At 63.1% G+C, this 11655-nt stretch carries 12 protein-coding genes; 5 read left to right on the top strand and 7 right to left on the bottom strand.

The features are described from left to right. Positions 1 to 102 precede the first annotated feature (102 nt). Both IN820_RS19390 and IN820_RS19385 read right to left on the bottom strand, forming a co-directional pair. A complete protein-coding gene (locus IN820_RS19390) occupies positions 103 to 1128 on the bottom strand; it encodes an aromatic ring-hydroxylating dioxygenase subunit alpha (RefSeq protein ID WP_095460503.1) in 1026 nt (341 codons plus the stop codon). A gap of 68 nt (positions 1129 to 1196) precedes the next feature. Continuing rightward, entirely contained in the window at positions 1197 to 2207 is a 1011-nt protein-coding gene (locus tag IN820_RS19385) for an ABC transporter substrate-binding protein (RefSeq protein WP_235989202.1), read from the bottom strand. An 856-nt stretch (positions 2208 to 3063) separates the two neighbouring features. Between IN820_RS19385 and IN820_RS19380 the strand changes: the two genes are divergently transcribed. The 4 genes from IN820_RS19380 to IN820_RS19365 all read left to right on the top strand — a co-directional run bounded on the left by IN820_RS19380 (position 3064) and on the right by IN820_RS19365 (position 6745). After that, positions 3064 to 4434, top strand: a complete 1371-nt coding sequence (locus tag IN820_RS19380) for a uracil-xanthine permease family protein (protein WP_193682524.1) — start codon at positions 3064 to 3066, stop codon at positions 4432 to 4434. Between the two features lie 51 nt (positions 4435 to 4485). Further along, positions 4486 to 5160: a TetR/AcrR family transcriptional regulator gene (locus tag IN820_RS19375; protein WP_193682523.1), complete on the top strand. Its 675-nt coding sequence runs from the start codon at positions 4486 to 4488 to the stop codon at positions 5158 to 5160. A 7-nt stretch (positions 5161 to 5167) separates the two neighbouring features. Beyond that, entirely contained in the window at positions 5168 to 6103 is a 936-nt protein-coding gene (locus tag IN820_RS19370) for a LysR family transcriptional regulator (protein ID WP_193682522.1), read from the top strand. Positions 6104 to 6292: 189 nt separating this feature from the next. Then, positions 6293 to 6745: a DUF305 domain-containing protein gene (locus IN820_RS19365; protein WP_193682521.1), complete on the top strand. Its 453-nt coding sequence runs from the start codon at positions 6293 to 6295 to the stop codon at positions 6743 to 6745. 8 nt (positions 6746 to 6753) lie between these two features. Here the strand turns inward: IN820_RS19365 and IN820_RS19360 are convergent, their stop codons facing one another. After that, positions 6754 to 7695: a class I SAM-dependent methyltransferase gene (locus IN820_RS19360; RefSeq protein ID WP_193682520.1), complete on the bottom strand. Its 942-nt coding sequence runs from the start codon at positions 7693 to 7695 to the stop codon at positions 6754 to 6756. A 110-nt stretch (positions 7696 to 7805) separates the two neighbouring features. Beyond that, complete coding sequence (locus IN820_RS19355; RefSeq protein WP_193682519.1) at positions 7806 to 8003, bottom strand: hypothetical protein; 198 nt, start codon at positions 8001 to 8003, stop codon at positions 7806 to 7808. A 125-nt stretch (positions 8004 to 8128) separates the two neighbouring features. On the opposite strand from IN820_RS19355, the gene IN820_RS19350 reads away from it, so the two are divergent. Continuing rightward, positions 8129 to 9589: a sialate O-acetylesterase gene (locus IN820_RS19350; RefSeq protein WP_193682518.1), complete on the top strand. Its 1461-nt coding sequence runs from the start codon at positions 8129 to 8131 to the stop codon at positions 9587 to 9589. Positions 9590 to 9972: 383 nt separating this feature from the next. Here the strand turns inward: IN820_RS19350 and IN820_RS19345 are convergent, their stop codons facing one another. From IN820_RS19345 to IN820_RS19335, 3 genes are read right to left on the bottom strand one after another with little or no spacing between them, the layout of a single operon-like run. Continuing rightward, the gene (locus IN820_RS19345) at positions 9973 to 10275 is read right to left on the bottom strand and encodes a hypothetical protein (RefSeq protein WP_193682517.1); all 303 of its coding nucleotides are present in this window, start codon (positions 10273 to 10275) and stop codon (positions 9973 to 9975) included. Continuing rightward, a complete protein-coding gene (locus IN820_RS19340) occupies positions 10272 to 11012 on the bottom strand; it encodes an AzlC family ABC transporter permease (RefSeq protein ID WP_193682516.1) in 741 nt (246 codons plus the stop codon). Before IN820_RS19340 ends, IN820_RS19345 begins: the two co-directional genes overlap by 4 nt. Next, positions 11013 to 11543, bottom strand: a complete 531-nt coding sequence (locus IN820_RS19335; protein ID WP_193682515.1) for a 2OG-Fe dioxygenase family protein — start codon at positions 11541 to 11543, stop codon at positions 11013 to 11015. Between the last annotated feature and the right edge of the window lie 112 nt (positions 11544 to 11655).

Below are 11655 nucleotides of genomic sequence, written 5' to 3'. Positions count from 1 at the left end.
AGGCGGATTGCGCCGTCTGCCGCGCCCTCGCGGCGGATCGGCACCCGGCCCTGCCCATCTGTGCGGGCTTTATGCCGGGGCATTGCGGTCGAGCGTCAAGCGTCAGGCAGTCAGGAACACTTCGCTTTCGCCGTGCGCTTCGAGCAGCGCCAGCAGTTGCTTGCGGATCACCAGCCCCGGCTTGTCCGAGGGCATGTGCAGCTCGACGCGACGGCGGGTATCGATGCAGGCGTCGTAATCGGTCGCTTCGAGAATCTCCCGGTCCTCGGCAGTGATGGCCGCGTCCCAGTCGATCAGCTCCTGGGTCGAGCACTGCTCCTCGCTGTCGTTGCGGTACAGCCACTGCACCAGCATCAGCCGGCCGTCGTCGATCGGCGTCGCGCAGTTGTAGATGATGTGGTGGATACCGCTGTCCGGGTACATGCAGCCGAAGCGCCGCGAGAACGGCAGGTAGTAGCGGTTGACCAGGTGGCGGTTGGTGATCGGTGCGGTGCTGCCGGTGATGCGGAAGCTCGCCTCGGGGTTGCGGATCGGCACCAGCGTCTCGGCCTCGAAGCCGTAGTCGGTCTCGCGGAATTCGTAGCTCGACGGCTTGGGCTGGTCGAACAGGCCGAAGTTGGCCTTGTGCACGAAGGAAAAATGCGAGTTGTCGAAGGAATTCTCCATCACCCGCAGCGGGCTGGTCTTCCACTCCTCGTAGAACTGGAAGATGCGCCGGTAGCCGGGCGCGCCGTCCTCGGGGAAGTCCGGGATCGGCTGCAGCGGGTCGTCCAGCGCGACCCACACATAGCCGTAGCGCTCCTGGCAGTGGAAGCTCTCGACCTTGGCGCCCGGAGGAATCATGCCCTCAGGGTTCTGCGGGATTTTCACGCAGGCGCCGCTGCAGTCGTACTCCCAACCGTGGTAGCCACAAGCAATGTTGCCGTCCTCGCTGATGAAGCCTTTCGACAGCTTGGCGGTACGGTGACAACAGCGGTCGCGCATGGCGACCGGTGTGCCGTCCGGCTTCTGCCAAAGCACCAGTGGCTCACCCAGCAGGGTAAAAGGCTGTGGTCCCTCGGCGAGCCGTGCGATGGGCATCAGGGCATACCAGAAACGGCGCAGTACGGGTTGTTGGGTAACCAGCATGTTGTTCTCCTCATTCTTTCTTTCGTCCACCCGCTGCGTAGGCAGCGGGCGTCGTCATTCGCATAGGGTTACGGCAGCACCTTGTCGGCGCCCTGGACGAAGCGCAGGTCGTAGCCCTGCCTGAAGTCCACGGCCTCGCCGAGCAGGCCAGCCTCGACCATGTAGTCGCGGGTCTTCTGCCAGCGTGCGTCGGTCATCACGCCGATGCCGGCAGTAGCCGCGTCGCCACCGGTGACCAGCTGAAACGCCTTCATGCGCTCGATGCCCCAGGCGATCTGCGCGTCCTGCATGTTGGGGTTGTCCTGCTTGATCAGCGCATTGCCCGGCGCCGGGTCGGCCAGATAGCTCTTCCAGCCCTCCATGGTCGCGTCGTAGAAACGCTGCAGGACTTCGGGACGCGATTCGACGAGGTCGCGGCGGGTCACCAGCGTTGAGCCATAGGGTGGATAGCCGTGCTCGGCGAACAGGTAGAAGTTGGCCTCGACACCCTGCTGACGGGCCTGGAACAGCTCGGAGCTGGCATAGGCCTGCTGCGCGGTATTGGGATCGGCGAAGAAGGGTTGCAGGTTGAAGGTGTAGGGCCGGGTCTGGCTGTCGGACAGCCCGTACCTGGCCTTGAGCCAGGGCCACCAGGAGGTCTGCCCGGAAGTAGCGACGAGGATGGTCTGGTCCTTCAGCCCGTCCAGGCCCTTGACGTCGGCATGGGTCAGCAAACCCTGCGGGTCGCCCTGGAAGCAGGCCCCGATGGCGACTACCGGCAGGCCCTGTTCCAGGCTTTTCAGCACCTGGAAGTCATAACCGACGATCACATCGGCCTTGCGCGCCACCAGAAGTTGCGTGCCGTTGACCTGCGGGCCGCCCATCTTCAGGGTCACGTCCAGCCCGTGCTTTTCGTAGATGCCCTCGGCCACCGCCTGGTAGAAGCCACCATGCTCGGCCTGGGCGTACCAGGAGGTGAGCAGCGTCAGCTTGTCATTGGCCTGCGCCACCGCAGCCCCCAGCAGGGCGGTGGACCAGAGTGCGCAGCGGGCGAGTTTGCTCAGCACGGGCGCGACGCGTCCCGATTTCATCGCTTTCATCGACATTTCTCCACAAGCAAGGCACGGCAAAGCCACCGACCGCAGGGGCCGGTAGCTCGAGGAAGTTTTCGAACGAAGGGAAACAGCGCCGGAATTCTGCGTCCGGCCGGGAATGGGAATGAGCGATAACGCTTTGCGCATGGTGGTAGACCTCTCTCCTGTCCAGCCCCGTTGGAGGCGAAAACAAGCACCCTGCAACCAGGGTGTGCGGCCATAAGGGCCGCAAGAGCAATGTCCCACGTCGTCGGAAACCGATCGGCGCTAACCGCTTCTACTCGATGGGTGACTTAGCACGAGCTGTGCCAGTTTTTTTTCGGGATCCGTGGCGCCGAACCGGCGAACCGTTGCCCGACGCTCTAGCTGACACATCGGACAGCTTTTTGCCGGCCCGCAGGCGCATCGAAGAATCCCGCAGCTCCTCGTTCCGCGCGACAAAAACGGGCAACCGCGAACAACCCGGACCATTTTGGTGCAACCAAGCACTTCGCTCGGATTCGTGCCGCCGGTTCAGCAGGCATCCGCAGTGCATGAAGGGAGGATCGCCAATCCCGCGCAAGCACCGCGTATCGCTGCCTCGCAGCCGGCCTCGGCGTTGCGCAAGCGGGCAAAATCTAAGCGACTGGTCAGCTTCTTGCAGGAGGCGAAAACAAGACAGGCGCTAAAGCCTGATGCCGATCAAATCCGTAGGAGCCTGGGGGATACCCAGTCCTTGCTGGCGATGCCGTTTAGCGCCGATCACCAGCACGCTGGCTCCTACAAGGCCGACAGAGGCCGACATGTCAGGAGGCCAAACGCCTGACCGACTGGCATCAGGCGACAAAGCCTGCATTTTTCCCGTTCGTTTGAGATTCCTGCCATGCACGAAAACGCCGACTCCGAGTTGATCTACGGCCTGGACGATCGTCCGACACCGACCGCCGCCGTGTTCGCCGCCCTGCAGCACATCCTCGCCAGCTTCGTCGGCATCATCACCCCGCCGCTGGTGATCGGCGCGGTGCTGGGCCTGGCCGAGCACCTGCCCTACCTGATCAGCATGGCGCTGATGGTTTCCGGCGTCGGCACCTTCATCCAGGCCCGCCGGCCGCTGGGCATCGGCGCCGGCATGATCTGCCTGCAGGGCACCAGCTTCGCCTTCCTTGGCGCCGTGCTCTCGGCCGGCCTGCTGGTCAAGAGTCGCGGCGGCAGCCCCGAGGACATCCTGGCGATGATCTTCGGCGTGTGCTTCTTCGGCGCCTTCGTGCAGATCGTGCTCAGCCGTTTCATCGGCCAGTTGCGCAAGGTCATCACGCCGCTGGTGACCGGCATCGTCATCACCCTGATCGGCGTCAGCCTGATCAAGGTCGGCATCACCGATATCGGCGGCGGCTTCAATGCCGAGGATTTCGGCGCACCGGGCAACCTCGCCCTCGGCGCGCTGGTGTTCCTGCTGATCCTGCTGCTCAACCGCTCGCAACAGCCCTGGGTACGGCTGTCGGCGATCATCGTCGGCCTGGCGGTGGGCAGCCTGGCGGCCTGGTTCAGCGGCAAGCTGGTCCCGCAGCCGCTGCCGGACCTGCCGCTGGTCAGCCTCCCGCAGCCCTTCAAGTACGGTTTCGCCTTCGACTGGACGGCCTTCGTGCCCGTGGCGCTGATCTACCTCATCAGCACCATCGAGACCGTCGGCGACCTGACCGCCAACTGCATGCTCTCGCGCAAGCCCATCGAAGGGCCGAGCTACGTGCAGCGGCTGCGTGGCGGCATTCTCGGCGATGGCGTCAGCTGCCTGATCGCCGCGACCTTCAATGCCTTTCCCAACACCACCTTCGCGCAGAACAACGGCGTGATCCAGATGACCGGCGTGGCCAGCCGCTACGTCGGCCTGTACATCGGCGCGATCCTGTTCGCCCTCGGGCTGTTCCCGCTGCTCGGCGCGATCCTGCAGCAGATTCCCAAGCCAGTGCTCGGCGGCGCCACCCTGATCATGTTTGGCAGCGTCGCCGCCGCCGGCATCCGCATGCTCGCGCAGGCGCAGCTGGATCGGCGCAACATGCTGATCATCGCCGCCTCGCTGGGTGTGGGCCTGGGTATCGCGGCGCAACCGGAACTGCTGCATCTAATGCCGCAACTCGTGCAGAATCTGTTCGACTCGGCCATTACCTGCGGCGGCCTGACGGCGATCCTGCTGGACCTGCTGCTGCCGCGCGAACGAGCCGAGCCCGCCATCGTCGCCAGCACGCACCAGGCCTGAGCCCAACTGCGGTGGCGCACCGACGTCACCGCGCTCTTCGGATAAGGGACTATGAACAAGAACGAAGCACCCCAGCCGCTGTACACCGCCACGGGCAAGCCCGCCGGCCGCATCCGCCAGAAGAACGAGGAAACCATCCTCGCCGCGGCGGCGGAGGAATTCGCCCGCTACGGCTTCAAGGGCACCAGCATGAACGCCATCGCCACCCGCGCCGGGCTGCCCAAGGCCAACGTGCACTATTACTTCAACAGCAAGCTGGGGCTGTACGTCGAGGTGATGCGGCACATTCTCGAACTCTGGGATACCGCCTTCGACGATCTCACCGTCGATGACGACCCGGCCATCGCGCTGGCCGACTACATCCGCATCAAGATGGAGTTCTCCCGGCGCCATCCGCAGGCGTCGAAAATCTTCGCCATGGAAGTCATCAGCGGCTGCGAATGCCTGTCCGAACACTTCAACCAGGACTACCGCAACTGGTTCCGCGGCCGTGCGGCGGTGTTCGACGCCTGGATCGCCGCCGGCAAGATGGACCCGGTGGACCCCATGCACCTGATCTTCCTGATCTGGAGCGGCACGCAGCACTACGCGGATTTCTCCGACCAGATCCGCCGGATCACCAACAAGCGCATGACCAAGGCCGATTATGCGCGCGCCAGCGACAACCTGACCCGCATCGTCCTCAAGGGCTGCGGCCTCACTCCGCCGCCCGCTGCCGGACAGTGAAGCCGCCGTGCCCCGCAAGCTGCGCATCCACTCCCCGGCGATCCACTATTTCGACATGGTGCGCCGCTGCCAGTCCATCCGCGAAGCCTCGCGGCGGCTCAATGTCGCCTCTTCGGCGGTGAACCGGCAGATCCTCAAGCTCGAGGACGAGATCGGCACGCCGCTGTTCGAACGCCTGCCCGGCGGCTTGCGGCTGACCGCTGCCGGCGAGATCTTCGCCCGCCACGTCATCGTCGTGCTGCAGGACACCGAACGGGTGCGCTCGGAGCTGGATGCGCTGCAGGGGCTACGCACCGGCCATGTGGAAATCGCCACCGTATCGGGCGTCACCGCCGACCTGCTGCCCTGCGTGCTGGAGCGCCTGCGCGAACGCTACCCACGCATTACCGTCGGTGTCACCAGCCTCGGCTCGCAGGCGATTCCGGGGGCGGTCACCCAGGGCCAGGCGGACATCGGCCTGGCCTTCGCCCTGCCACGTACCGCCGAATTACAGCAGCTGGGCGTCGGCCACTTCCGTCTGGGCGCCATCGTCACGCCCGATCATCCGCTGGCCGAGCGACGGGAAGTGAGTTTCGCCACCTGCGCCGAATACCCGCTGATCCTGGCCAAGAGCGAACTGTCCATCCATCACCTGCTCGGCCCGCTGCTGGCGCGCACCGGCCTGCGGCACAAGGCCTCGCTGGAGACCAGCTCGGTGGAACTGGCGCTGCAGATGGCCAAGCGCGGCGGCGGCGTCGCCTTCCAGACGCGCATCGGCATCGAGGCGGAACTGGCCGGCGGCACGCTGGTGCACGTGGCGCTGAACGACAGCGGCGCGGTATTCAGCGATCTCGGCGTCTACGTACGCGGCTCACGCTACCTGCCGGTGGCGGTGGACGCCTTCGTCCGCGCCCTGTGCGAGGAAATCGCCATGCGCGAAGCGCGGGAAACCGCAGCACGGTAGGTTGGGTGGGGGGCCAGGTTGGGTTGAGCGAAGCGAAGCCCAACGTGCGCGATATCAGGCCTTGCCGAGCCCCAACCTCGGCCATACGTCGGGCTCGGCCATTGCGAAACGGGCGCGCCGCGGCGCTGTCGAGATATGAGAAGGGCCGGCAGCCTGCCGGCACCTATGTGCCTCGAGAGGAACACGCCCATGCAGCCCTATGCGAAGTTCGGCGCGATGATTGCCACATCCACCTTGGTGATGTTCGGCCTGATGTACCTGAACGTTTACCGGCTCGAACATGTTCTGTTCAGCGAAACGCGCGCCTACATGGCGCTGGTGATGGGCGCGAGCATGGCGATCGTCATGCTCGCCTTCATGCTGACGATGTATCCCAGGCGCGGCCTGAACATCGCCATTTTCGCCGCCAGCGCGGTGGTCTTCGCCCTGTCGCTGTGGCTGGTACGCAGCCAGGCCACGGTGGATCAGGTATCCTGGATGAAAGCGATGATCCCGCATCATTCCATCGCCATTCTCACCAGCGAACGCGCGGACATCCGCGATCCCCGCGTGCGCGAGCTGGCCGATAGCATCATCGAAGCGCAGCGCCGCGAGATCGGCGAGATGAAAGCGCTGATCGAGGAACTCGAAGCGCGCCCGTGATGCCGTGGTCAATCCACGCGGACGAACACCAGCGCCTTCAAACCGCTGTCGGGGTTCACGTCGGGAAACTCCGGGGGATTCTCCAGGCGCCGCTCGAAGCGCAGTTGCGGCGCCTCGGCGGCCATGCCCTCGACCAGGAAGTCCGGGCCGACGTCCGGATCGTTGACGCAGGCCAGCACGCTGCCCCCCGCCGTCAACAATTCCGGCAGGCGGCGCAGGATCTTCCGATAATCGCGGCTCAGCGCGAAGCTGCCCTTCTGGAAGGATGGCGGGTCGATGACGATCAGGTCGTAGGGGCCGAGCTTGGTCACCTTGCCCCAGGACTTGAACAGTTCATGGCCGAGAAAGCTCACCCGGCCGAGATCGTGCTGGTTGAGCCGATGGTTCTCGCGCCCACGAGTCAATGCCGCACTGGCCATGTCCAGATTGACCACCTGCTCGGCACCGCCGGCAAGCGCCACCACCGAGAAGCCGCAGGTGTAGGCGAACAGGTTGAGCACCCGCTTGCCGCATGCATGTTCCTGCACCCAACGGCGGCCGTAGCGCATGTCGAGGAACAGGCCGTTGTTCTGCTTGCGGCCCAGGTCCAGCCAGTAGTTCAGGCCGTTTTCACTGATGGTCCATTCGCCCGGCACGTCCCCCAGCAGCGCTTCGGTCGGCGCATCCGGCAGATAGCGATGCTGCAGCAATAGCCGCTGTGCCTGGCTCTCTTGCCAGGTCGGGGTGGCAGTCAGTTCCATGAGCATCTGCTTCAGCGCCGCCAGTTCCGCCTCGCCGGGATCACGAAACAGCGCCGCCAGCACCACCCCCTGCAGCCAGTCCACCGTCAGCTGTTCGAGCCCCGGATAGCAGCGGCCGCGGCCATGGAACAGCCGCCGCGTCTCGTCGGGAGCTGGGTCGAGGCCGCGAAGCAGGTGCTGTTGCAGGGTGGCGAGCGCGTCGGCGTGCATGGGCGTGTTCGGTCAGGATCGGGGCGCGGCATTCTAGCAGTGCCGGCCGGTCGTTGCCGCGGGGCGCCGAGACGCCGGCACTGGCGGCAGCGCATCACGCGGGTCGCCCGTCAGCCGCAATAGTTCCCGAAAGCGGGCGAACTCACCGACAGACCGAGCATGATCTCGTGCAGCTTGCTGCCGTTCGCGGCCAGCGTGGCGAGCACGTCGCGCAGGCCCATGCTGCCGGGGCTGATGGCCCTGGCGGGCCTGTCGTTTGGGGGCGCTGCTGATCGCCGCCGCACAGAACTCGCGCCGAACTTCTGCAAGCGGACATCGTCGAAACGGCTTCAAGCCAGGGGCAAACGGAGCCGAAATGCAGTGCGAACGGGAAGATAAATCGATACGGTCACGGCCCTTTGCGCTGGCACGAAAGGGCCTTCGACGGCGGGGCATGTCTGTCGGAATCGCCGCGCTGCTGACGGTGATCGCCGCCCTGCCCGCCTACGCGACGAACGACCCACTCGCCGAACGCGATGCGCGGAACGAACGCCTGAGCGCACAGCTGATGGCGGAGCCGAATCGGCTGTCGGCACCACCGACGGCCAAATACAACCACATCATCACCTATGGCCAGTCGCTCGCCTCGGCGGCCGAAGGCTGGCCGGCGCTGAGCCGCCAGCCGCGCTACGACAATCTCATGCTCGGCCAGGCGGTGCGCTCGGCGACCTACAGCGGCGCGGCGTTCAAACCGGTCGGCGAGGCGGCCTTCACGCCGCTGCGGGCGGTGGTGCAGCGCAAGGACGATGCCGCGGTCATCCTCGAGCAGGCCAAGGTCGCGCGGCTGGACGAGCACGCCCAGGAGGAAGGCGAATCGGTGGACGTCGGCGCGCTGAACATGGCCCGGCGCCTGTACCTGCACCGGCACGGCAGCGATACCGATCCCGAGCACCTGTTCATCGCCAGCAACGCCTCGACCTCCGGCCGCTCGATCGCCCAGTTGTCGAAGAGCGGCGGCACCCACGAATACCGACGGGTGACGCAGGCCATGGATCAGGCCAAGGCCCTCGCCGATGCCGAGAACGCCAGCTACGCGGTCAGCGCCTTCTTCTGGATGCAGGGCGAGTACGACTACTCGCAGACCAACGGCGGGGTGAACGACAAGGCCCGCTACAAGCGCCTCATGCGCCAGCTGCGCGATGACCTCTACGCGGACACGAAGGCCATCACCGAACAGCCGCAGATGCCGGCCTTCATCAGCTACCAGACCGACGCCAAGTCCTCGGTGCAGGACGGCTCGCTGGCCGTGGGCATGGCGCAATGGGAGCTGGCCCGGGAAGAACCGAACTGGTTTCTCACCGGCCCGGTCTATCCCTACGTCGACAAGGGTGTGCACCTGTCGGCGAACGGCTACCGCTGGTTCGGGCAGATGCTCGGCAAGGTCTACCATCGCGTCGTCGTCGAACGAAAGGGCTGGCAGCCGCTGTCGCCCATGCAGGCCACAGTGGACGGCCGCGACGTGCTGATCGACTTCCACGTACCACACCCGCCGCTGGCCTTCGACAAACCCTACCTCGGGCACCAGGCCCGCGAAGTGAAGAACAAGGGCTTCCTGCTCTACGACGACCGGGGCGAAGTGCCCATCGTCGCGGTGGAACTCGCCGCCGACACCATCGTGCGCCTGCGCGCCGGCCGCGAACTGAGCGGCCAGCCGCGCATCACCTACGCCAGCTACCAGGTCGGCGGCGCCGGCCAGCTACGCGACAGCGACCCCATGCGCGCCGACGCCAGCTACGAATACCTGCCCGAACTCATGCCCGAAGAAGCGAACATCGAAGCGCTGGTGGACAAGCCCTACCCGCTGCACAACTGGAGCATTGCCTTCGATATGGTGGTGGGTGAAGCGATGCGCTGACGGAGCCCTGGCTTCGCTACACGACTGCTCTGGCGTTCGGTAGCAACGGGTTTTCTATTGGTAAACCCGAGACCCCAAATTACGTATCGATAGATAAGAAATGCTGGGAGATGGTCATGTACACACCGGTTGTGTCTTGAATGTCCTTGTGTTCATAGGCAAGGAACTTCCTCTTCGCCAAGTAGCCTCCGAAGATCGGTCATAGCGTATCGCTTGTACTACCTAGCAAAGCCGCGTTTCTCGGCAGTTAGAACGCAGATATACCTAGTCATCAATAAAGAAACCGTTCTGACGCGAGCCAGATCAAGTCTATTAGCACGACTTATCGAATTTCGCCGTCCGCACCAGCCATGCCATAGCTACTGGAAAATATACGATTACTTTCAAGCCACCAGCGCAAAATAAATAATAGTCCCGATTCCTACGACGGCAATCAGTCCAAATAAGCCCAGCGCGGCAATGATAGCAACTACGCCAAGTGAAACCAGAGCAGCCGTAGGTTCTCGCAGGGTCTCCGTATACACGATATAAACGGCAAAGTTTATAAATACCGCAGCCGGGAGTACGCGCTCAAGATAGCGCTGGCTCGCACCGCCGAACTGAAACGTGACAAAAACAGGAAGGATACGTACAAGGAAACTTGTAACAAATAATGCTGCAATAGCAATGATCGTCGAAGGGTTCATATTTTTGCACGCCCTAAGAGTACCGTTGCAATCAATATACCTGGTATCCAAAAGTAAAGCGGACCTACCAGGTTGATCAAAAGCAACGCAGCGCCCGCACACAGCCCGGCGACACCAAGCAAACCGGAGCGATCACGCGAGTCGCTCCGTGGTAGCCACAATCTGGACCGTAGCTGACTTACAGACAGATACATGAGCACAACGCTTGCAGGAAAGCCGAGATTAACGCCTTCACTGATCCAATCAGACGGAATGAACTGTCCAAGCAGAGCTCCGACTACCCCAGAACCCACCCAAGTGGCGAAGATTACCGCTCGTATAAAAAGTACCGTTCGCCAACTGTCCGACTCCTGCTCTGTTGCATAGGCTTCGTCACCCAACATATGCGCGGTAAACGCCCGTTTAGTGATTGTCGTCGGGAGGCGCCTCGCTGACGCGTAGGCAATTGGAAGGTATCGGCTGTTTATAGACGCGGTTACCAGCAGCATCGTAAGAAACCCAGTGTTGGCCTCAGCTAGCGGCAAAAGTGCAAACTGGCCGCTTCCGGAGAACCCCAGCAGACCAACAGCAAGCACTTCAAGAACAGTCCAGTCACCCCGTGCGGCAAGCACACCAAACAGCATGCTTACCGGAACGATGGCCAGCGCTGTTGGAACCACCCGGCGGAGCACGGCAACGCCTGTTCCTGCCTCTTGCGAACTGGCTGGCCTGTTAAACACACGCAGAACGTATCTCATTCACTCATCAGCCGACATTGCCAATCTTTCATGAGCCCGTCCGTAGGCGCGATTCTCCCAACGGTTGATTTCAATAACCCAAATATCGCGGAATCCAGCTTCACCTTCGGCGGGCTCAATATTAGTTGCATAGTGAATATATCGCTCATCGTCGATGACGATGGCCTCATTCTCATTCAGTGTCTGCCTGAATACGACCTTGTTTGAGACCGGATCGATGACCTGTGTCTCGCCCCCTTTGACATTCGCTCGGTGCGCCACAGCAATTACGCTGTACTCATGGCCATCCCTATGTGGGCCTTCAGGCACGGTCACGCCACGGAAAAGTTTGTTCGCCACGACCCGGATCTGATTAACATTTACCTGTAACTTGTCTTTCCGGTTGATAGGCAGTGCATCGAGAACACAAGCAATGAGAGGCGCCGGATTCACTTCGAGCTGTTCACGATGCCTTGGCACCCCTCCTGCCTCCGCCAACTTTATGTATCGGGCCGACTGAATATACTTCCGCTGAGGCAATAATGCGAACACCCACGCATCCTCATCCCAGAACCCATGTATTGAGAGAGCCGAATCTGTCGAAGTCGACTGGGGCTATGGCTGTCGCGCGGCAAGTTTGCAAACGAGGATTGAAAGGATGCAG

It is taken from the genome of Pseudomonas lopnurensis (genome assembly GCF_015070855.1).
Taxonomy (GTDB): domain Bacteria; phylum Pseudomonadota; class Gammaproteobacteria; order Pseudomonadales; family Pseudomonadaceae; genus Stutzerimonas; species Stutzerimonas lopnurensis.
Note: the sequence above shows the minus strand (reverse complement) of the source record. Positions and strands in the feature narration are given on the sequence as shown.